General features: G+C 51.0%; 25 protein-coding genes. 23 read left to right on the forward strand and 2 right to left on the reverse strand.

Annotated elements, in window-relative coordinates; genetic code table 11:
- Positions 1 to 298: 298 nt before the first annotated feature.
- The 21 genes from cobU to dapA all read left to right on the forward strand — a co-directional run bounded on the left by cobU (position 299) and on the right by dapA (position 16,740).
- A complete protein-coding gene (gene cobU / locus H8J70_RS06945) occupies positions 299 to 877 on the forward strand; it encodes a bifunctional adenosylcobinamide kinase/adenosylcobinamide-phosphate guanylyltransferase (protein WP_186503139.1) in 579 nt (192 codons plus the stop codon).
- Positions 874 to 1,614, forward strand: a complete 741-nt coding sequence (gene cobS / locus H8J70_RS06950; RefSeq protein ID WP_186503140.1) for an adenosylcobinamide-GDP ribazoletransferase — start codon at positions 874 to 876, stop codon at positions 1,612 to 1,614. The genes cobU and cobS overlap by 4 nt, the downstream gene beginning before the upstream one ends.
- 15 nt (positions 1,615 to 1,629) lie before the next feature.
- Positions 1,630 to 2,289 carry a histidine phosphatase family protein gene (locus tag H8J70_RS06955; RefSeq protein WP_186503141.1) on the forward strand — a complete coding sequence of 220 codons (660 nt, stop codon included), beginning with the start codon at positions 1,630 to 1,632 and terminating at the stop codon, positions 2,287 to 2,289.
- Positions 2,290 to 2,297: 8 nt separating this feature from the next.
- Positions 2,298 to 3,020, forward strand: a complete 723-nt coding sequence (locus tag H8J70_RS06960; RefSeq protein WP_186503142.1) for a pseudouridine synthase — start codon at positions 2,298 to 2,300, stop codon at positions 3,018 to 3,020.
- A 117-nt stretch (positions 3,021 to 3,137) separates the two neighbouring features.
- Positions 3,138 to 4,205: a M24 family metallopeptidase gene (locus H8J70_RS06965; RefSeq protein ID WP_186503143.1), complete on the forward strand. Its 1,068-nt coding sequence runs from the start codon at positions 3,138 to 3,140 to the stop codon at positions 4,203 to 4,205.
- Between the two features lie 13 nt (positions 4,206 to 4,218).
- Positions 4,219 to 4,776, forward strand: coding sequence for an elongation factor P (gene efp, locus H8J70_RS06970; RefSeq protein WP_186503144.1), 558 nt, complete (start codon positions 4,219 to 4,221; stop codon positions 4,774 to 4,776).
- An 82-nt stretch (positions 4,777 to 4,858) separates the two neighbouring features.
- A complete protein-coding gene (locus H8J70_RS06975; protein ID WP_186503145.1) occupies positions 4,859 to 5,236 on the forward strand; it encodes an Asp23/Gls24 family envelope stress response protein in 378 nt (125 codons plus the stop codon).
- Complete coding sequence (locus tag H8J70_RS06980; RefSeq protein ID WP_186503146.1) at positions 5,233 to 5,535, forward strand: Asp23/Gls24 family envelope stress response protein; 303 nt, start codon at positions 5,233 to 5,235, stop codon at positions 5,533 to 5,535. The genes H8J70_RS06975 and H8J70_RS06980 overlap by 4 nt, the downstream gene beginning before the upstream one ends.
- A 9-nt stretch (positions 5,536 to 5,544) precedes the next feature.
- A complete protein-coding gene (gene nusB / locus H8J70_RS06985) occupies positions 5,545 to 6,000 on the forward strand; it encodes a transcription antitermination factor NusB (RefSeq protein WP_186503147.1) in 456 nt (151 codons plus the stop codon).
- Positions 6,000 to 6,956 carry a tRNA (adenosine(37)-N6)-threonylcarbamoyltransferase complex transferase subunit TsaD gene (locus tag H8J70_RS06990; protein ID WP_186503148.1) on the forward strand — a complete coding sequence of 319 codons (957 nt, stop codon included), beginning with the start codon at positions 6,000 to 6,002 and terminating at the stop codon, positions 6,954 to 6,956. Before nusB ends, H8J70_RS06990 begins: the two co-directional genes overlap by 1 nt.
- Positions 6,953 to 8,170 carry an exodeoxyribonuclease VII large subunit gene (gene xseA / locus H8J70_RS06995; protein WP_246415299.1) on the forward strand — a complete coding sequence of 406 codons (1,218 nt, stop codon included), beginning with the start codon at positions 6,953 to 6,955 and terminating at the stop codon, positions 8,168 to 8,170. The genes H8J70_RS06990 and xseA overlap by 4 nt, the downstream gene beginning before the upstream one ends.
- Positions 8,151 to 8,402 carry an exodeoxyribonuclease VII small subunit gene (gene xseB / locus H8J70_RS07000; RefSeq protein WP_186503149.1) on the forward strand — a complete coding sequence of 84 codons (252 nt, stop codon included), beginning with the start codon at positions 8,151 to 8,153 and terminating at the stop codon, positions 8,400 to 8,402. Before xseA ends, xseB begins: the two co-directional genes overlap by 20 nt.
- Positions 8,399 to 9,283 carry a polyprenyl synthetase family protein gene (locus H8J70_RS07005; protein WP_186503150.1) on the forward strand — a complete coding sequence of 295 codons (885 nt, stop codon included), beginning with the start codon at positions 8,399 to 8,401 and terminating at the stop codon, positions 9,281 to 9,283. Before xseB ends, H8J70_RS07005 begins: the two co-directional genes overlap by 4 nt.
- 12 nt (positions 9,284 to 9,295) lie before the next feature.
- The gene (locus H8J70_RS07010) at positions 9,296 to 10,099 is read left to right on the forward strand and encodes a TlyA family RNA methyltransferase (protein WP_186503151.1); all 804 of its coding nucleotides are present in this window, start codon (positions 9,296 to 9,298) and stop codon (positions 10,097 to 10,099) included.
- Between the two features lie 167 nt (positions 10,100 to 10,266).
- Entirely contained in the window at positions 10,267 to 10,980 is a 714-nt protein-coding gene (locus tag H8J70_RS07015) for an NAD(+)/NADH kinase (protein ID WP_222433618.1), read from the forward strand.
- Positions 10,980 to 11,555, forward strand: coding sequence for a tRNA 5-(aminomethyl)-2-thiouridylate-methyltransferase MnmM (gene mnmM, locus H8J70_RS07020; protein WP_186503153.1), 576 nt, complete (start codon positions 10,980 to 10,982; stop codon positions 11,553 to 11,555). Before H8J70_RS07015 ends, mnmM begins: the two co-directional genes overlap by 1 nt.
- A 2-nt stretch (positions 11,556 to 11,557) precedes the next feature.
- Positions 11,558 to 12,013 (forward strand): arginine repressor, encoded by a 456-nt coding sequence (gene argR, locus H8J70_RS07025; protein ID WP_186503154.1) that lies wholly within the window; start codon positions 11,558 to 11,560, stop codon positions 12,011 to 12,013.
- Between the two features lie 6 nt (positions 12,014 to 12,019).
- Positions 12,020 to 13,714: a DNA repair protein RecN gene (gene recN / locus H8J70_RS07030; protein ID WP_186503155.1), complete on the forward strand. Its 1,695-nt coding sequence runs from the start codon at positions 12,020 to 12,022 to the stop codon at positions 13,712 to 13,714.
- Between the two features lie 244 nt (positions 13,715 to 13,958).
- Complete coding sequence (dapB, locus tag H8J70_RS07035; protein WP_186503156.1) at positions 13,959 to 14,756, forward strand: 4-hydroxy-tetrahydrodipicolinate reductase; 798 nt, start codon at positions 13,959 to 13,961, stop codon at positions 14,754 to 14,756.
- 39 nt (positions 14,757 to 14,795) lie between these two features.
- Entirely contained in the window at positions 14,796 to 15,830 is a 1,035-nt protein-coding gene (locus tag H8J70_RS07040) for an aspartate-semialdehyde dehydrogenase (RefSeq protein WP_186503157.1), read from the forward strand.
- A gap of 28 nt (positions 15,831 to 15,858) precedes the next feature.
- Positions 15,859 to 16,740, forward strand: coding sequence for a 4-hydroxy-tetrahydrodipicolinate synthase (dapA, locus tag H8J70_RS07045; protein WP_186503158.1), 882 nt, complete (start codon positions 15,859 to 15,861; stop codon positions 16,738 to 16,740).
- A 69-nt stretch (positions 16,741 to 16,809) separates the two neighbouring features.
- Here dapA and H8J70_RS07050 read toward each other — a convergent pair whose 3' ends face one another.
- Positions 16,810 to 18,069 carry a DEAD/DEAH box helicase gene (locus H8J70_RS07050; protein ID WP_186503159.1) on the reverse strand — a complete coding sequence of 420 codons (1,260 nt, stop codon included), beginning with the start codon at positions 18,067 to 18,069 and terminating at the stop codon, positions 16,810 to 16,812.
- A 46-nt stretch (positions 18,070 to 18,115) separates the two neighbouring features.
- Complete coding sequence (locus H8J70_RS07055) at positions 18,116 to 19,396, reverse strand: M18 family aminopeptidase (protein ID WP_186503160.1); 1,281 nt, start codon at positions 19,394 to 19,396, stop codon at positions 18,116 to 18,118.
- A gap of 163 nt (positions 19,397 to 19,559) precedes the next feature.
- Here H8J70_RS07055 and H8J70_RS07060 point away from each other — a divergent pair, with 163 nt between their 5' ends.
- On the forward strand, positions 19,560 to 19,985 hold the full coding sequence (locus H8J70_RS07060) for a hypothetical protein (protein ID WP_186503161.1): 426 nt from the start codon (positions 19,560 to 19,562) through the stop codon (positions 19,983 to 19,985).
- Positions 19,982 to 20,839 carry a hypothetical protein gene (locus H8J70_RS07065; RefSeq protein ID WP_186503162.1) on the forward strand — a complete coding sequence of 286 codons (858 nt, stop codon included), beginning with the start codon at positions 19,982 to 19,984 and terminating at the stop codon, positions 20,837 to 20,839. Before H8J70_RS07060 ends, H8J70_RS07065 begins: the two co-directional genes overlap by 4 nt.
- The last annotated feature ends 124 nt before the right edge of the window (positions 20,840 to 20,963 follow it).

Raw genomic sequence — 20,963 nt, forward strand, 5'->3', positions numbered from 1 at the left:
TACTTCTCCAAGTTGATTCCCTCCATGAATCTGTTGAAAACCAACACCGGATCGCAAATATCCAGAAAATCTGAAATATATAGTGGCAAAATTGCCTGTTTTGGTTTAGAATAATTAGTAGTTGAATTTTTCATTGGTTATGTAAATTTTACCACAAAAGGAGGTCCGCTGACTCGAAAGAGTCGGTGGACCTCCTTTGTTATTTGGGTCTGTGTTATTTCACAGCCCCTGTTTTTATTTTGGCAGTACCTTTTCTTGTGGTATAATATCCCTAATCTTGTCTTGAAAGGAGAACAGTATGGCGCATCTAGTTTTAGCTACCGGTGGTTCCCGCAGCGGGAAAAGTGAGTTTGCCGAACGGTACCTGGCTGCCTGTCCCGGCCGGCATGCCTACATAGCGACAGCCCGGGCGTTGGATGCAGAAATGAAAGCCCGCATTGACCGGCATCAGGCACGGCGGCCTGCAGCGTGGCAGACCTTTGAAGTGCCGTCAGGCCTCTTGGGACAGCTGGATCATATTTTGGCACATGCCGATGCCTTGCTTATCGATTGTCTGACTCTCTATGTATCTAATTTTTTGCTGCAGCGTACAGCGCAGCCTTTTGCAGACAGTATTGCAGAAGCCGAACATGAATGGGCGTTGGTTTTGCGTACGCTCAGGCAGAGTGGTGAAAAGACCATTGTGATCGTAACCGATGAAGTGGGCTCGGGCATCGTGCCTATGGAACCTCTGAGCCGGCAGTACCGGGATCTGCTCGGCCTGCTGAATCAGCAAACGGCAGCGGCCGCCGATGAAGTGTATGTCAGCATCTGCGGTATTACGACGGAAATAAAAGCCAAGAGTGTACATCTGCCGCCGGTGGAGGACCATTCATGACACGCTTCCTCATTGCCCTGCAATTTCTGTCACGGATCCACCTGGCCAAGCAAACGGTGTGGACGAATGAAGCCTTTGGCGGTTCCCTGTGTTATTTTCCCTTAGTTGGCACGGTCATTGGCGCCATTCTCTGCCTGCTTTGGTGGTTCTTTTCCTTTGCCTTTTCCGGTCTCTATCTCGCTGTTTGTATCGTAGCTGCCTGGTTTTTGCTTACGGGCGGCCTCCATGCCGATGGCTTTATGGATACAGCGGACGGACTTTTTTCCGGGCGCAGCCGTGAACGCATGCTGGAAATACTAAAAGACAGCCGTGTCGGGGCGAATGGCGTCATGGCCTTTTTTCTCCTGGCGATACTGAAGATTTGCTTTCTCGCTAATGTAAACGGCCCCTTAGCGTATGTGGTTCTTTTAGGCGTACCTGCGGCCGCCCGCTACGGGACCCTCATCAGTGTTCTCGAATTTCCCTATGCCCGCGAAGAAGGGCTGGGCAAAGCCTTTGCCCGCTATGCCCCGGCCCATACGCTATTCTGGGGTTTCTTGGCAGCCTTAGTGCCTGTCCTTGCCGGCACCTGGTATTATCTCATCCTCTTAGGGGCTGCCATGCTGACCAGTCTGGCAGCTAACACGTATATTACACGCCATTTAGGCGGCGTTACAGGCGATACCTATGGGGCTGTCACAGAGCTCACGGAATTAGTGCTCTTAGGAATGAGTGCCAGCCTGCACGGTATCCTATAAGAAAGGAAGTAATGTATGATCAAATTATATTTGGTTCGTCATGGTGAAACGGAAGGAAATGCCCAGCAATGGTTCCAGGGATCGTCGGATATCCCTTTAAATGAAACTGGACTAGAACAGGCCCGGCGTCTCAGTACCTTTATGAAACCGGTCCATTTTGATGGTATCTATGCCAGCCCCTTATCGCGGGCGAAAAAAACGGCAGAAATTATTGCAGCACCGCATGGGCTGACGGTACAAACCTATGCGGAACTACAGGAAATTAGTTTTGGCGTTTGGGAGCGGCATACATACGATCAAATTACAAAACGCTGGCCCGGTGAAATCGAGGCCTTTTATGCCTCAGAAGGAAAACTGAGAGCCCGCGGTGGTGAATCCTTTTTGGAAGTTCGCGATCGCATTACGAGGAAGACAAAGGAAATTCTGGCACAACATACAGAGGGTGATTCGGTCCTCATCGTTTCTCATGGTGCGGCCATCCGTTGCCTTCTTTTTGGCCTCTTAGAGCTGGATTTTCGCAAACTCTGGTGCTTCCAGCAGTATAATACAGCCTTTACGATTATTGAATACTATGGCAATCGCAGCGTCATGACGCTCATGAATTGTACCCAGCATTTAGAAGGTATGCCAGGCTACGAGCCCCAATGGGTAGGCAGCCAGCATACGGTCATGTAGGAGGAGCTATGAAAGGAACTATGCGCCTGGACAAAATGCTGGGCCACAGCGGCTATGGCACGCGCCGGGAAATTAAAGAATTGTGCCGTAGCGGTGTCGTTCGTGTTGCCGATTGTGTCGTTAAAGACAGCAGTGCCAAAATAGACCCGCAGCAGGACGTCGTCACCGTCCGGGGGGAACGCGTGCTGTATGAAGAGTTCTCCTATGTCATGCTTTACAAGCCGGCTGGCATCCTTTCGGCGACGACAGACCGTATGGCACGGACGGTTCTTGATCTCCTGCCGCAGGAATTTTCCGGTGCCGGCCTCTTTCCTGTAGGACGTCTCGATAAGGATACGACAGGTCTCTTGCTGCTCACGAATAACGGCGACTGGGCCCACCGCATAACAGCCCCGAAAAAACATGTAAACAAGGTATATAAGGCGACTGTAAGCGGCACGATTCCGGCTGATGTGGATGCCCGTTTTCAGAGCTCGTTGGTGCTCGACGATGGCCTCGTCTGCCTGCCTGCCCGGGCGGTTCCCAGTGGTGCGCAAGAGCTTACAATCACGGTACAGGAAGGGAAATTCCATCAGGTCAAGCGCATGTGCGCTGCCGTGGGCCTTACCGTAGAAGCCCTGGAACGATTGTCCATCGGTGCCCTGGTATTGGATCCCAGCCTGACACCTGGCCAATGGCGCCGCCTGACGGAAAGGGAAAAAGAAGCCGTTTTTATACAGCCTGACCCGTAAGAAAGGCATTTTTGTGCACCTATGACGGGTATTTGAGAAAAAACGGCAGTTTTTTCCTTTTCAAGGGGTACTATATATGATATGATAAGTTGTAAAATAAAAAATTAGGTGATGAACATGATTGGAGAAAGACTCGTCCGTTTGCGTACGTTTTTGCAGGCACAGCAGGCAGACGGAATAATCGTGATGCAACCTGAAAACCTCCGCTATTTTAGCGGTTTTACCGGTGGCGAAGGCGCCTTGGTTGTGACGAGTAAAGTGGCTGTCCTCTGGACAGATTCGCGTTATACGGAACAGGCAGGCAGTCAGTCCGGAAGCTGGTATACCATTTCTAACCACCAAGGCCGGCTGACAGCGTGTATGGCGCAGACGCTGAATGATGCAGGCGTACAGCACGTGTTGTACGAAAGCAATTTTCTGACGCATTTTGCCTATGAACAGATTGCGTCGCAAACGTCATGCCGTTTTACCGGGTTAAACCTGAACGTCCTGCGGGCCGTAAAGGAACCTTATGAATTGGCGGCTACGCGTAAAGCCAGTGCTATTGCTGACAAAGCCTTTGCTGAATTGCTGCCTTTTATCAGGCCCGGTGTGACAGAAAAGGAACTGGGCGCACGCCTGGAAAGCAATATGCTCTTAGCCGGATCTGAAGAAAAATCGTTTACGACGATTGTCGCTTCCGGTGTCCGGTCTTCCATGCCCCACGGTACGGCCAGTCCCAAGGTCATTGAAAAAGGCGACTTCGTGACCTTTGATTTCGGCGCCGTATGGGAGGGGTATCATTCCGATATTACCAGGACGGTCGTCGTTGGGAAAGCCAGCGATGAACAGAAAGCGTTTTATCAGATGATTTTGGAAGCCCAGCAGTTAGGCGTTGCTGCCGTACGGGCAGGCGCGCTGAAAAAGGATATTGATGGACTTGTACGGGATTTCTTTGCCAAACATGATCGGGCCCAGTATTTCACACATGCCCTGGGGCATGGCACAGGCCTGGAAATTCACGAAGAACCCGTTTTGGCACCGTGTAGTTCCGGTGTCCTTGCAGAGAATATGATAGTCACGGTAGAACCGGGGCTGTACATAGAAGGCAAATATGGCGTCCGCATAGAGGATTCCGTTGCCGTTACAGCTGATGGCTGTGAAATTTTGACTAAAACACCCAAAGAATTAATGGAGCTGTTATAGGAGGAGTTAAAAGATGATTACGAGTAATGATTTCAGACCAGGTGTAACGATTGAAATTGATGGCCAGGTATGGCAGGTTGTCGAATTTCAGCATGTAAAACCGGGCAAAGGCGCCGCTTTTGTTCGTGCTAAAATTAAAAACCTGGAAACGGGTTCGGTAGTTGAACGTACGTGGAATGCTGGCGAAAAAGTACAGGAAGGTCATGTAGACCGCCGTCAGATGCAGTACCTCTATGAAAATGAAGGCATGTACTGTTTCATGGATAACGAAACGTACGAACAGATCGAATTGAACAAGGAAAGCCTTGGCACAGCTGTTAACTTCCTGAAAGAAGACATGACCGTATCGGTTATGCTCTTTAAAGGCAAGGTTATCGGCATCGATTTGCCGGCTGCCGTAGAACTCAAAGTAGTAGAAACGGACCCGGGCGTACGTGGCGATACAGCAACAGGTGGCAGCAAACCGGCTACACTGGAAACTGGCTATGTCGTAAAAGTGCCGCTCTTCATCAACGAAGGCGAAGTTCTCCAAATCGATACCCGTACAGGAAACTATATTGGCAGAGCATAAGGTCAGTTAACTTGCAAGGGGCTGTCGTAAGAAGTAGAATGCTTCTTGCGCCGGCTCCTTTTTTATCAATAAGGGAGCTGTCATGGAAACGACAAAGCAAAATGCCCTGGGCAGTATACATATTACAGATAAAGCCATCTCAGCTATTGCCTCCCAAACAGCCCTATCTATACGGCACGTCTGCGGTCTGGAGGCGAATCTGGCCGAAGCGGCGGCACAGCGCCTGGGCCGGGGCAGCCTGAGCCGCGGTTCCGATACGGTACTGGCAGGGAATGAAGCAGAAATTACAGTGCGTCTCATTGTCTCCGGTGGCTGCCGCATTCCCGACATAGCCCTGCAAGTGCAAAAAGCAGTCAAGGAAGCGGTAGAACGGCTGACCGGGTGTACAGTGAGTGCAGTGAATGTCATGGTTACAGGCATCACGTTTCCGGCAGACGGAGCAGAGGAGGCGCGGCCATGACGGAAATGGAAGAACAGGTAGAGTATATTGTCCCCAACACGGTATATGAACAATTGGTAACGATGGCTTTGCGGGAGATTCCCGGCGTGGCAGGCACGCGGGGCCGCGGCATCGTCGTACGCCGTGCCGGCGAAGCCTTGGCAGTAGAAGTCCATATTGCCGGTTATTTTGGTGATAATCTGGAACAACTGGCCCTTACGGTACAGCAGCATGTAAGTACTGCCTTAGAAACTATGGGCGAACCGGAATCCCTGGCCGTCCAGGTAACGATTGAAGATCTTGTTTTAAAGGAAAAATAGGAGGCTTTTGTGAGCAAACATACAAAAGGAACCCGGCATAGAGCCCGGCAGCGGGCCTTGGAAATTCTCTTTTCCCGGGAGTTCCACGAAGAAAACGATATACAATACGCAGAAAATGAAATTTTGCGCAGCGGCGCAGCGGAAGATGAAACAGACGACGAAGTAGTCTTAGCTGCTGAAAACGAATACTGCGAATACTTGGTGACCACTACGACAGCCCATGTGGCTGAATTTGACGCGATTATTCAGTCCTTGTCAAAAAAATGGGATTTATCCCAGATTAACCGGGCGAACAAGAACATCATGCGCCTGGCCCTGTGCGAACTTATCTATCCGAAGGAAGCAGGGCTGGCGGCTTCTATTGTCATCAATGAAGCTATCGTGCTGGCTCGGGAATATAGTGATGATCAGTCTGCCCGTTTCGTCAATGGGATTCTGGGCGCTTATACGAAGGAACGAGCCTGATGGATCTGTACCTGGGATTGGATACGAGCTGTTACACTACGTCTGTATGTGCCGTCACGGCTGACGGACGCATCGTCGGCGATGAACGGATTATCCTTTCTGTTTCTGCCGGTGGCCGGGGCTTGTCCCAGTCAAATATGGTCTACCAGCATACGCGCAACATGCCTCTTCTTATGGAACGGCTGGCGCCGCGTTTGGCAGGCCATACGATCCGGGCCATTGCCGTCACGAGTCAGCCACGGCGCCGGGAAGACAGCTATATGCCGGCCTTTTTGGCCGGTTTGGGCTGTGCCCGTTCTTTGGCAGCTGTACTGGCTGTGCCCCTCTATACGATCAGTCATCAGGAAAACCATCTCCTGGCGGTCCTGCGCAGCCGCAATACCATTCCGGACCGGCCTTTTTATGGCCTCCATCTTTCTGGTGGTACGACCGATCTGGTCCGGGCTGTTCCTGATGCGGACGGTCTGGCGATTACCCGTGTAGGCGGCACCAGTGATATCAGTGCCGGCCAGTTTATCGACCGCGTAGGCGTTGCCCTGGGCCTGCCCTTTCCGGCAGGCGTACACCTGGAAACGTTGGCCCGTCAGTGCACGGAACACGTCAAGGGCAGCCACGTCTTTTGCCGTGACGGGGAACTCAGTTTTTCCGGTCCCGAATCACAGGCCCAGCGTTCCATTGCCCAAGGTGATGTGGATCCGGCACGCTGCAGTGCCTGGACCCTGGCGACGGTATGGCGCGGGCTGGAAATCCTTCTTGATCAATGCGGCGCTAGCGCCATGCAGCAGTTGGCCGCTGCCGGCGGAGTCATGAGCAACGGCTTTTTGCGTCAAAAACTAACTGCCTATTGCCACCGTCATGACGTAGAATTGCTCCTGGCAGAAGACGGATTTAGTGCCGACAATGCGTCAGGCGCTGCTTTTTGGGCGGCCTGGCAGGAAAGGAAGAAAAGCGTATGAACATGAAATACGCGTCTGTTACTGAGGTCGTACGGCGTATCAAGGACGACCTCATGCAGGATTATCGCCTGCAAAGCGTAGCTATGGAAGGCAACATTATTGGCCTGAAGCGTGCGTCGAATGGCCATTATTATATGAATTTACATGATGAGCAGTGCTCTATCCGGGCCATTTTGTTCCGCAGCCGTGTGGGCCGGTCCATGGATACTGTACGCGAAGGCGATCATGTTATCGTTATCGGTGCTGTCAATGTATATGAAAAAGGCGGTACCGTTTCTTTTATTATAGAAAAGCTCTTTGCCCAGGGTATGGGCAGCTTGCAGCAGCAGTACGAACAAATCAAGGCGAAGCTCTATGAAGAAGGTTATTTTGCACCGGAGCATAAGCAGCCTATTCCCCGCTTCCCCTGGACTGTCGGCGTCCTTACGTCGGCCACGGGTGCTGTTCTCCATGATATTCATAAGATTGCAGCCGAGCGGAATCCCTATGTGGAAATTCGTCTGCTGCCCATTCCCGTCCAGGGGAAGGGCGCTGAAAAGACCATTGCCGTGGCGCTGAAAAAGGCCGGAGCAGATACGTCTCTGGATGTACTGATTTTGGCACGGGGCGGCGGCTCTATGGAAGATTTGTGGTGTTTTAACAGCCCCGACGTAGTCAAGGCTATTTATGCGGCGAAGGTGCCGGTTATTACAGCCATTGGCCATGAAACGGATACGACCCTGGCTGACTACGCTGCTGATGTACGGGCGGCAACGCCTACCCACGCGGCAGAACTGGCCTTTCCCGATTTTGCGGAAATCCAAATGGAAGTAGCCGATTTAGCCGACCGGGCCTACCAATCGGTTGTCCTGCGCTTAGAACGGTGGGAACGGGACGTGGCGCGGACGAAAGCCCAGCTGCAGCCGCGGCGGTACGATGAATTTTTACAGCTGAAAAGGGCGGCTGTAGACCATCTCGTCAGTCTGGCAAAGCAGCAGTTTGATCTGACCCTTACCCGCCAGAGCGGACAGGTGGCGGCACTGACCGCTTCCCTGAAGGCCATGAACCCTGCTGAGCTCGTACGCAAGGGCTATGGCCAGCTCGAGCAGGAGGGTACGATCCTTACGGCACTGTCAGCCCTGCAGGTAGATAAACCCCTGCGCATTCACGTGACGGAAGGTACCATAACAACTGAGGTAAAAGAGGTGACCACACATGGCAGGAAGCAACACTAAATTAAAGAATTTCGAAACGAATTATGCGAAACTGGAAGAAATGGTCCAGGCTTTGGAAGCGCCGGATCTGACGCTGCAGGAATCGCTCGATTTGTTTGAAAAGGCTATTAAATTATCGCAGGCCTGTGAAAGCGCGCTGGAATATGCCAGACAACGGGCACAGGCTTTGGCCGATGTGCAGGCGGAACATACGCTTTCCGGTACAACGGAAGAAGGGACCTTGGATTTATGAATTTCAAAGAATACATGCAGGAAAAAAAGACGTATATTGATCAGCGCCTGAGAGAATTGCTCCAGCCGGAAACGCCGGAATTTGCGAGCTTATACGAAGCCATGAATTACAGCCTTCTGGCTGGCGGCAAGCGGCTGCGTCCGATCCTTTTTCTGGCCGTGCTGGAGGTCCTGGGGAAAGACGCACAGCCCTATCTGGATCTGGCCTGTGCTCTCGAATGTGTACACACGTATTCCCTGATTCACGACGATCTGCCCTGTATGGATAATGATGATCTGCGCCGGGGCAAACCAACCAATCATGTTGTCTATGGTGCCGGGCTGGCTACCCTCGCAGGCGACGGGCTGCTGACCTTCGCCTTTGAACTCATGGCCCGTCAGAAGCACCTGGATGCAGCCAAACTCAACCGTTGTATCGCTGTATTCGCCAAAGCTGCCGGCCCGGCCGGCATGGTAGGCGGCCAGGCTTACGATTTAGCCTGCGAAGGGCACGCATCTATTGGGTTATCCGGCTTAAAGCTATTGCATCATGCCAAGACAGGCATTATTTTTAAGGCAGCCATTGAGCTGGCGGCTATCTTAGGTGATGCCACGGCAGAAGAACAGCAAATGCTATCGGATTACGCCGTCCATATGGGCCTGACCTTCCAGATTACAGATGACATCCTTGATTTTACAGGTGATGAAAAGACGCTGGGCAAACCCATTGGCAGCGATGAACGCAATGATAAGGCTACGTATGTGACACTCTTTTCCCTTCCGGAAGCGCAGCGCCTGGCAGACGAAGCAGCGCAGGCGGCTGCTGCGGCTATCGAACCCCTGGGCGACCGGGCCTGGCTTTTGCGCGACCTCGTCCTTTCTATGCTGACGCGCGTACAATAAGGAGGGGATGATATGCAGCATAAAGAACGACTCGATGTCCTTCTCGTAGAACGGGGCCTTTCAGAAAGCCGGGAAAAGGCGAAGGCTACGATTATGGCGGGCCTCGTATTTGTCGATGGCCAGCGGTGTGACAAAGCCGGTACGAAGCTGCCGGCCGATATCGACATTCTCGTCAAGGGCAATCCCATTCCTTACGTAGGCCGGGGCGGTCTGAAATTAGAAAAAGCCATGCAGGAATTTCCCCTGCAGTTAGAAGGCGTCACGATGATGGATATCGGTGCCTCGACAGGGGGGTTTACTGATTGTGCCTTACAAAACGGGGCGGCTAAGGTCTTCGCTGTCGACGTAGGGTATGGCCAGCTGGCGTGGAAACTGCGTACAGATGAACGGGTAGTCAATATGGAACGGACCAATATCCGCAACGTGACACCGGAAGATATTGGCGAACCTGTCGACTTCATTTCGATCGACGTGTCCTTCATCTCGCTTTTAAAAATCATGCCCGCCGTAGCACCTCTCTTAAAGGCAGGCGGTTCTATGGTGACGCTCATTAAACCGCAATTCGAAGCAGGCCGGGAACACGTTGGCAATGGCGGTATCGTGCGGGACAGAGATGTACACCGCCAGGTAATCCGCCACGTTACAGATGGTATTGCTGCCTGCGGCTTATCGCCGCTACAGCTGACCTTTTCTCCGATTAAAGGGGCAGATGGCAACATTGAATACCTGCTCTTCAGCCGTAAAGATGAACTATGTCACAATGACATAACCGATGAAATCATAGACGAAATAGTAGACATATCGCATAAAATGTAGGTGATAACGTGAGGATCGGTATTTTTCCTAATCTAGTAAAAAAAGAGAGTACGCAGATTGTAAAGAAATTAATAGATCTCTGCGAAAAATATGGGCAAAATTATTATCTTCCTGCCTATGTCGCACAGAGTACACAAGACTTTTATCACCACGTAGAAGCATCTCATTTGCTGCCCCATCTGCCGCTCCTGAATACCATTGATGTGGCTCTTGTCTTAGGCGGAGATGGTACGATTTTAAAATTAGCCAGCCAGTTTGCGGCAGCGGATATCCCCATTTGCGGAGTCAATCTCGGTTCCCTGGGCTTTTTGTACGAAGTTGAAATACGGAATCTGGAACAACGCTTTTGTGATATCCTGGAAGGCCGCTATTTCTTGGAAAAGCGCATGATGCTTCACTCCGAACTGGCCTATGAAGATGGCTCTGTCCAGGTCTTGTCGGAAGCACTGAATGATGTGGTCATCGGCCATGGCAATGTAGGCAAAATGATCCGTATCGATATGAGTATTAACGGTCATTTTATTCAGCAGTATCCCAGCGATGGCATGATTATCTCCACCCCGACGGGCTCTACAGGCTATACCTTTTCTGCCGGCGGCCCCATCATTTCACCGGATGTGCACTGTCTCATGGTTACCCCTATTTGTCCTCATTTGCTTCTCAAGGTGCCCCTGGTTTTGAGCAATACCGATACGGTCAGCCTTTCCGTTGCTAACAGCCGCAACAGCATCCGTATTTCTGTAGATGGTATGATGGACCAGGAATTTACTAAGAATATGGTCATTCATATTCATGAATCGGATAAAGTGCTAAAGATTATCCGCTTTAATAAAAATTATTTTTATAAGAATCTTTTTACAAAATTAATGGGGAAGGGCTAATGGAACAGTATCCTTTAAAAAATGCCGTATATGTAGGACATGCCTTGTTACAGCCATACATTCCGACAGCACGCGTACTCGTAGATATGACCTGTGGCAACGGACATGATACAGCCTTTTTGGCCGGCCATATGTCGCCACAAGCGACGCTCTATGCGTTTGATCTGCAGGCACAGGCTATTGAAGCGACGCGAAAACGGCTGGCCGCAGAAAATCTGTGGTCCCCTCAGATCAAGCTGCAGCAGGGATCGCACGATAAGCTCCTGGAAGAGCTGCAGGAAACAGCGGATATTATCCTCTTTAATTTGGGCTATTTGCCGTCAGGTGATCATTCTCTTTGCACAAAAGGTGAAATTACCATAAAAGCAATAAAAATAGGCTTGCATAAAATTGCGAAAATGGGTATAATTATGATAGCAGCGTACCCCGGCACAGAAACAGGTGCTGCCGAGGCTGAGGCTGTCCGTTCGTTTTTACAGAAGTTGCCCCAGAAGGAGTTTGATGTATCCTCCTGGCAGCCTCTTAACCAGATACATTTTCCGCCGATTTTATATATGATACAGAAAAGAGGGTAATTATGAAGAGATTCCGCTATACGAAAATCAAAGAAATTGTGCAGTCCCGTCCGATTGAAACACAGGAAGAACTGGCCAAGGCCTTACAGGAAGAAGGTATTGAAGTTACTCAGGCTACGGTTTCTCGTGATATTAAAGAACTCATGCTGGTCAAGGTACCGACGAGCGATGGCCACTACCGCTATGCTCTGAGCCAGGAACAAAGCATGCTCATGTCCAAAAACCGTGTAGCCCGCCTGTTCCAAGATTCGATCGTCCGCGTCGATTCGTGCCTGAACCAGATCGTTGTCCGCACCATGCCCGGTTCGGCATCGATGGTGGCATCGGCCATTGATTTGGCTAAATGGGAAAACGTAATTGGCACCATTGCCGGCGACGATACGATTCTGATCATTACCAATAATCCCGATAGTGTACCGAAAATTACTAAAATTATCGTTTCTTTAATGAAGGACTGATGCCGTATGCTGCAGTCGCTGCATATACACAATTTTGCTCTCATTGAAGATTTGCACCTTAGCTTTGCCGATGGCGTGACGATCCTCACCGGGGAAACCGGCGCCGGGAAATCCATTCTCTTGGACGCCATCGGTATGCTGAGTGGCAAACGGGCCTCCGCGTCGTTCGTCCGGCACGGTACAGACGTATTCCTCGTTGAGGGAGCGTTCTTTTTTTTGGATAAAAAGGGTGACCTGTCCAAGCTCTTACAAGAAAATCACATTGAATGGGAAGACGGACAGCTTATTATTTCCCGCCGCTTTCATCGTAACGGCCGTGGCTCCATTCTGGTCAATGGCACGCTCGTACCGGTAACGGTCGTGCGTCGTATTGCCGCCTATTTGCTGGATATTCACGGCCAGTTTGATAACCAGCTGATTTTTGACCCGGCCTATCACGTGCAGATCCTCGATGGCCTCACACCGGCCCTAAAACAGGCACGGGAAGAATACGATGATCTCTACAAGGATTGGGCCAGGCTTTGCCGGGAAGCCAGACACCTGCAAAAGGACGAACAGGAAAAGGCCCGCCTCTTAAGCATTTATGATTTTCAGATCAAGGAAATTGAAGGGGCCCAGCTAAAAGAAAAGGAAGATGAGGAACTGGAAGAACAAATCAACAAGAGTTCCCATGCCGAACACATTAAGGATACGCTGCGGACGGCCTTGTTTGCCTTTGAAGGCGGCGAGCGGCAGAAAGGTCTGACGGAACAGATCGATGCGGTCCATCGCAGTCTTGAAAAGGCCTCTGCCTATGAACCGGCCTTTGTGGAATTGGCAAAACGGGCAGAAACCCTGTCGTACGAGCTGGAAGATGTGCATGATCAGATTGCCCGCTATGCCGATTCCTTCCATTTCGATGAAAAGGCCTTAGACAAAATGCAGTCCCGCCTGGCTGCCATTGAAAAGCTGAAACGTAAGTATGGTTTTACTATTGAAGAAATTTTTGCTTTTCTCAAAAAGGCCAAGCATGAGTATGGCCGTTTGGCCGAGTCGGAAAGTACGCTGGCCGAACTCGAAGCAGCCATTCAGAAAAAGGAAAAAGCGTTGCGCCGCAAGGCCGATGAGCTGTTGTCACTGCGCCAGGCTGCGGATACGGACTTCCGCCAGCGCATGGAAGACACGCTGCAACGGCTAGGCCTCATCAACAGCCGCATTTGTTTTCATATCGAACCGATGCAGGCTATTACAGCGGACGGGGCAGCCAATATTGAGCTGTATTTTTCCGCTAATACAGGCGAAGCGATGCAGCCCTTAGCGAGAATCGCCTCCGGCGGGGAAGTGTCCCGTATTGCCTTAGCCTTGAAGACGACGAATCCCAATCAAAATAATGGCCGCACGGTTATTTTCGACGAAATAGACGTGGGTATAAGCGGTCAGACTGGTCTTCAGGTAGCTGCAGAAATACGCAAATTAAGACACCGCGGCCAGGTCTTCTGCATTACCCATCTGCCACAGACGGCGGCCATTGCCGATCATCACGATTTCATTTATAAGGAAGAAAAGGAAGGCCGTACGCTGACCCGGGTCCGTTGCCTTACCGAAGCAGAGCACGTCCGGGAAATTGCCCGTATGTTTGCCGGTGATGATACGAGTGAGGCCAGTTTAGAGGCTGCCCGGCAGTTAGTAGAGCAAGTACGGGGCAACGATCAGAAATGCTGATAAGATGATGCTTTTCCTGCATGAAAACTGCAACGAAAAAGGTAAAAATAATTGGTAAAGCGTGTCAATGTGTGCTATATTTATAATTAGCATAATGTAAAGGGATAGTCTTTATGTATCTGTTGCACTGATACTATGAATTCGCAGCGCCGATGAGAGATACAGCTATTCATTTATTTTATAGTAAGGCGGACATCACTGTTGCCGTGTGGCATCAGAATCTGCCGGCAAGGAGTGTGATAATATGCTGAAGGTACTCGTAAATGGGGCAGACGGCCGTATGGGTAGCCAGGTAGTAAAAGCCGTGTATGATGATAAAGAATTGGAACTGGTCGGTGGCGTCAGTATTTCGCACGTTGGCGAAGATGCAGGCGTATTTGCCGGACTTGGCACGTTAGGCATGCCTATCCGCGCAGGCTTGGGCCAGGCCCTGGATGATTTAAAACCGGACGTCGTCGTCGATTTCACGTCGCCTAAAGCCATTTTCGAAAATGCGAAAACGGTCATTGAACATGGTGTAAATATGGTTGTCGGCACGACAGGCCTGACGGCAGAACAGCGGACGGAACTGGGTAAACTGGCTGAAGCCAAGAAAACCAGCATTTTCATTGCGCCCAACTTTGGCCTCGGTGCTGTACTGATGATGAAAATTTCTACAGAAGTGGCCAAGTATCTGCCGGATGTAGAAATCATTGAAATGCATCACAATAACAAGCTAGATGCTCCGTCCGGTACGGCTATCATGACGGCGAACCAGATTGCGGCAGCCCGCAAGGAAGCCGGTATCGAACCGGCACCAGATAAGACCCACGAAAGTCTCGACGGTGCCCGTGGTGCCAAGGTTGACGGCATTACCATTCACAGTGTGCGCCTGCCCGGCTATGTAGCCCATCAGCAGGTACTCTTTGGTGGCTATGGCGAATACCTGACGATCCGTCACGATTCCATCGACCGCAAGTCGTTTATGCCGGGCGTTATCCTGGCTGTAAAGAAAGTCGGTTCCTATCCGGGCCTGACCTTTGGTCTGGAAAATTTCTTATAATCTAAACGAGGGAACCGGGGTTATAGGGGGAATTTTAATATGACAAAGAAACCGGTAGTAGCTATTTTAGGTGCCACAGGCGCTGTAGGACAGGAATTTATCCGCTTGATTGAAGAACGGAATTTTCCGTACAGTACGTTAAAATTACTGGCGTCCGCCCGGTCTGCTGGCAAAAAAATGACTGTTAACGGACAGGAATATACAATTGAAGAAGCGAAACCGGAATCCTTTGACGGCGTAGACATCGGTTTATTTGCCGGTGGCTCCATTAGTAAGGAACTGGGGCCGGAAGCAGCAAAACGAGGCTGTGTCGTCATCGATAATTCCAGTACCTTCCGGATGGATCCGGAAGTGCCGCTCGTCGTGCCGGAAGTCAATCCGGAAGACATTTCGTGGCATAAAAATATCATTGCCAACCCGAACTGCTCGACCATCATCATGCTCATGGCCTTAAAGCCTATTCACGACCTTTCTCCTATCAAGAAAATCGTCGTCAGCACGTACCAGGCCGTATCCGGTGCGGGCAAAGAAGGTCTCGATGAATTGCGGGAAGAAACGGTGGATTATCTCAATGGCAGAGAAATGCAGCCACATATCCTGCCGAGCAAATCCCTGCCCAAACATTATCCGATTGCCTTCAACCTGATTCCGCAGATCGATAAGTTCATGGAAAATGATTATACAAAAGAAGAAATGAAAATGGTAAATGAAACACATAAGATGCTTCACGATGCCAGCATTGCCATTACGCCGACGACGGTCCGTGTACCGGTCTTCCGCAGCCACGCCGAATCCATCATGGTGGAAACGGCCGATGAACTGAGCGTAGAAGACGTACGCAAGGCTATTCAGGCCTTCCCAGGGGCACAGGTACAGGATAATCCTGCTGAAATGGACTATCCTATGCCGCTCTATACATCGGAAAAATATGATGTATATGTAGGCCGTATCCGTAAAGATATTTATAACCCGAAAGCCATTAATCTTTGGGTTTCCGGTGACCAGATTCGTAAAGGGGCAGCATTGAACGCGTTGCAGATTGCTGAATACATGCTGGCTCATGATATGATCTAATACGCATTGTTACGGGAGTTGATTTACTATGTTAACCTTTCCAAATGTAATCACAGCCATGATTACCCCGTTCCATGAAGATGGCTCCGTCAATTATGAAGCCTTCCGGGAATTGGCAGAAAAATATACAGCCCAAGGTTCGGGCATTCTCGTTGCCGCGACGACCGGTGAAGGTGCCGTCATGACGGAAGACGAAAAGCTGAAGCTCTTCAAAATTGCCGCCGATGCTTTGAAGGATAAAACCCTCGTCATGGCTAACGTAGGTACTAATAACACAGCGCAGACCATCGATTTGATCAAACGGACCGAAGGCCTTGGCGTCGATGCCCTCTTGTGCATCGTGCCGTACTATAATAAGCCGAACCAGGACGGCTGCTATGCACACTTTGCAGCTATTGCCAAGTCGACGAAATTGCCGATCTTCATTTATAACGTACCGGGCCGTACAGGCGGCAAAATCGAAGCGCCGACCCTGTGCCGTTTAGCCCATGACTTCCCGAACATCATCGGCCTGAAGGATGCCAGCGGCGACCTGGATTATGCCGGTTATGTGGCAGCTAACGCCCCGGCAGGCTTCCACCTGTACAGTGGCGATGATAACCTGACCCTGCCGATCGTTGCTGTCGGCGGTGAAGGTGTTGTCTCCGTCGCGTCCCACGTGATCTGCAAAGAAATGAGCGAAATGATTCAGGCTCATAAAGACGGTGACGTTAAAAAGGCTGCAGCTATGCACCAGAAATATCTGCCCTTTATGAAGGGGATTTTCTGTACGGTCAGCCCTGTACCCATCAAGACCATGGTCAACATGCTCGGTTTCCCGGCCGGCCCGCTCCGCCTGCCTTTGGTAGAAGCTTCGCCGGAAGTTCGCGCTAAATGCCAGCAGCTCCTCAAAGATATTGGCAGACTTTGATCTGACGTAATATAAACAACCCCCGTTATCAGCCTATGCTGGTAACGGGGGTTGTTTTGTTGTATCCGGTTACTTGCGGCGACGCCGGTTGTCGCCACCTTTATGAAGTGTTTTATGGCGCTTGCTCTTCGTGGCCTGATACGTGCTGGCTGGTAATTTATCCTTGAATACCTTTTTGCGTTTAGGCGCTGTATTCGCGGCTTTTACGCGCACTTGGCCGTTGGCAGCGTACTTGGTAATCGTCGCCTGAATGTTGTGTTCAATGCGGCGTACCCACGTTTCATCAGCGGCCGTAGCGAACATGATGGCCAGACCTTCGCTGCCGGCACGGCCTGTACGGCCAATACGATGAATATAATAATCGACGTCGTGAGGCACGTCATAGCTGAAGACGTGCGTGATTCCTTCAATATCGATGCCGCGGGCGGCAATATCCGTGGCTACGAGGATTTGCGTTTTCGCCTTGGCAAAATCGCGTAGTACCTGCGTACGCCGGCCCTGGCTCATATCGCCGTGGAGCTCGCCAATATTGAAGCCCCGGGCGATGAGATCGCTGGCCAGGATAGACGTGCGTTCCTTCGTATTGCAAAAGACGATGGCTAAGTAAGAATTCATGTCCGTCAGCATCCGGCAAAGGAGATCTAGCTTGTGTTCTTCACTGACCATATAAATACGCTGTTCAATCGTCTCCAAGGCAATCGTTTCGCCTTCACGCACGTTGAGTACTAAGGGATTGGTCATGTGTTTCTTGGCCAGATTACGAATCTTGTCGGGGATCGTAGCCGAGAAGAAGAGGAGCTGCCGGCTCTTCGGCGTCATGGAAATGAGCATATCAATGTCTTCCAGGAATCCAGCCTGAAGCATTTGGTCTGCTTCGTCGACGATAACCCGTTTGACGTTGGATAAATCGAGGGAATTCCGGTTGCAATGGTCTAATAAGCGGCCCGGTGTACCGATGATAATATGCGGATGGCGATGCAGCTTTTGCAGCTGATTTTCAATGGTTTTACCGCCAATCAGACTGAGTACGTCTACAGAGAGGGCCGGAGCCAGTGTTTCTGCTACGTCGGCAATCTGCTTGGCCAGTTCCCGCGTCGGTGCGACGATGAGTACCTGTTCCCGTGAGAGATCCGTACGGATCTGTTGCAGTGCCGGCAAGAGAAAGGCCAGGGTTTTGCCTGTACCGGTCTGGGCCTGGGCCAAAACGTCGCGGCCTTTAAAGAGCGCCGGGATAGACTGGGCCTGAATTTCTGTAGGCTCGTCAATGCCCTGTTTATGCAATAAATCGGAAATAAAGGGCGTAACACCCAGGGTTTGAAATGTTTTCATATGAATACCTTTCTATAGAGAAAATGAAGGGCTGTCAAACAATGACTCAGCCTGCAAAAAAGGCTGTGAGAAGCTGCGTCAGGGCATCCTGGTCCCTGGTTCCCATGAGTTCCCGCGCCGAATGCATGGCCAAGAGGGGCACGCCGATATCCATGGCGCGGATAGCCAGGTTAGCTGAGACGAGAGAGCCTAGGGTAGAGCCGCCGCGGATATCCGAGCAGTTGACGTAATACTGCCAGGGAATGTCATTCGTTTCACAGAGCGCGCGGATGATGGCAATTGATTCGGCATCGCCAACGTAGCTCTGGCTGGCAGCCGTTTTCAGGACGACGCCGCCGTTTAAGACAGGGAAATTCGTAATATCGTTTTTTTCCGGCGCATTGGGATGGAGGGCGTGGGCTACGTCTACAGAGAGCAGGAAGGCCCGGCTGAGATCTGTCAGATAGTCGTTTTGCGTAAGACTCAGGGCGGCATAGATGCGCTGCAGGATGTTGGGCAATGCTGCCGATAAGGCACCCTGTTTGGTCCGGCTGCCTACTTCTTCATTATCGAAGAGGGCAATGAGGGAGAGGCCGTCGGCCTCTTTAGCCGTTACGAGGCCGTCCAGGCAGGCCAGAACGGAGGTCATGTTGTCCAAACGCGATGCGGAAATGAGTTCGTCGTGAGCACCTAAATAGCAAGGCGGTTCTACGGGATAAGCCGTCAGCTCGTAGGCCAATATGGCGTCGCTGTCGACTTGTAAGGCATCCGCCAAATAGGAGAGGAGAGATTCTTCCGCCAGTTCTGTACCGTCACAGGAAAAGAGGGGCAGCATGTCCTTTTGTGGATTGAGGACGAGTCCGTCGTTAGTCTTTGGTTCCATATGAATGGCCAGGCTGGGAATGGTCAGCAAGGGCCGCTTCAGGTTCACGTATTGGGTGCGGGGCTGAAAGGCATCACTGCCACGCAGGACGATCTTGCCGGCCAAGGATAAAGGACGGTCCAGCCAGGTGCTGCGGTTCATACCGCCGTAAACTTCCACGTTCAGGCGGCTGTAGACGCGTTGTTTGGCAACGGCCTGAGGCTTTATGCGCAAGCAGGGAAAATCTGTATGGGCAGCGGCCAGACGCACATGGCTGCGTACATTCTTGCCGACATGAAAAGCCATGAGAGCCGAGCCATAGAGGGACACAAAATAGGTGCCTTCCTGGTGCAGGCGCCAGGCCTGTGTCCACGGCAGTTCTTCATAACCATGGCGGCGCAATACGTCCTTGCCGGCCCGTACGGCGTGATAAGGAGAAACGGCTTGGGTCAGGAATGAAAAAAGAGGTTCTGTTTGTATGGTCATATGTCTTTCCTTTCGTCAAAGCAAATATATCATGTTTATTATACCATGGATGCGCCTATCGTGCAGTCTCCCCGCTGTAACGCAAGGCTACCCAAGGCTTCTATAATTTGATATACTAAAGAAGATGTAGCCCAAAAGACTACGAGTACAGGAGGCAGATACCATGAGCTTGTGGCGTGATCTTATCCGTCAATGCGTTTTTATGAGTTTTTTCATTATTCCCATTCCCATCGGTTCGTATACGATCCATAGCGGTTCCAGTGCGGCTGTCGCGCTGATTTCTTATATCGTTCTTTCTTTTGTCATTCCTTTGGCCTATCTGGGCAGCCGGGAGGCTTCCTTTGGCCCGCGCAGTGAAGTGATTACGCGCACGAGTTATGTGTGCGTCTGGATTCTTCTGGCACTTGCCGGCATTGTTTTCAGCAAGTTCATGGGGCCTGTATGGAAGCATTCATCCTTTTGGAATTGGCCGACCTTCGGCAGGGACATCGTTTTTATCATTCTCATGTATATTGAACTTTGTCTTACTATGGCCGGCGCCTACGTGCAAACGCGGCTCATGGGCAAGACAGAAGGGAGGGGCCTATGAATAGAGAAGCATGGCGTCAGCGGGCCCTGTCTATTGGCTGGCTGGCCGTCTGCCTGATTCCGGTACCCTTTGGGGCCTTTGCGTCAGACCGGGTATTCTTTGTCACTCTTTCCTTTTTGATCTTCGCTCTGGGCTCGTTTTTGTTGCCTCTATGGCTGCGGCACAGACAGATAAAAAAACAGGGGACTTCAGCCTATGCGACAACAGCTATGCAGCTGTACGCCTCATTGACGGGGCTCCTCTTTTCTCTCAGCTTTTTGGATCTGCTCAATTCGTCAGTCCTATGGCAGAACTATTACAGCCGCGTGGCAGCCTATTTTTTGTGGATGCTGGCGACCTTGATTTTGCAGAGCCTGCTGGCACGGGGCTTTGACTGGTGGAAAGATAACCGCCGCAAGCACGCCTATTCCGAATTTTTGGATCCCTGTCTCTATGCTCTGCCAATTCCTTGTGTCTTCTTTGGCACTACCTTTTTTCATTCTATGAATGAGTTCGATCAGCTTAGCCTTTTCGGTCCGGGAATTTTCGTCCTCATGGGACTTTGTTATTTCCTCATGCTTATCTTTGTCATCGGCACGCTGGTCTTATATTTTTATCCCCGTAAGAACCGGTACAGCTCGTCGGCAGAACGGGCCTGGCAGCTGGTACGGCTGCTGATCATGCTCCTCGTCTGGGTGGGACTGCACGTGCCGTCTTCTCCCTATATCAGCTTTGCCGTAGGCATTACGCCTATTTTCCAGGGGAGTTATTTGGTCTATCTCATTCCCCTTGTGGCAGAAGCATTGGCTCTTTGCGTAGCTGTAGCCTGCAGTAATCTCGTATTCCTCGTGCCGTCTAATAAAAAGTATCTATAGTCGTGCAAAACGCTGTTTCCCCTTCATGGAAAACAGCGTTTTTTTGCGCCCTGGAGACCTGCTGACGGCCTGTAGCACAAATAGAGTAATCTTTCCTAGGGCGTATAGATAAATCGGCACAGAG

Source organism: Megasphaera hominis, from assembly GCF_014269395.1.
GTDB classification, from domain to species: domain Bacteria; phylum Bacillota; class Negativicutes; order Veillonellales; family Megasphaeraceae; genus Megasphaera; species Megasphaera hominis.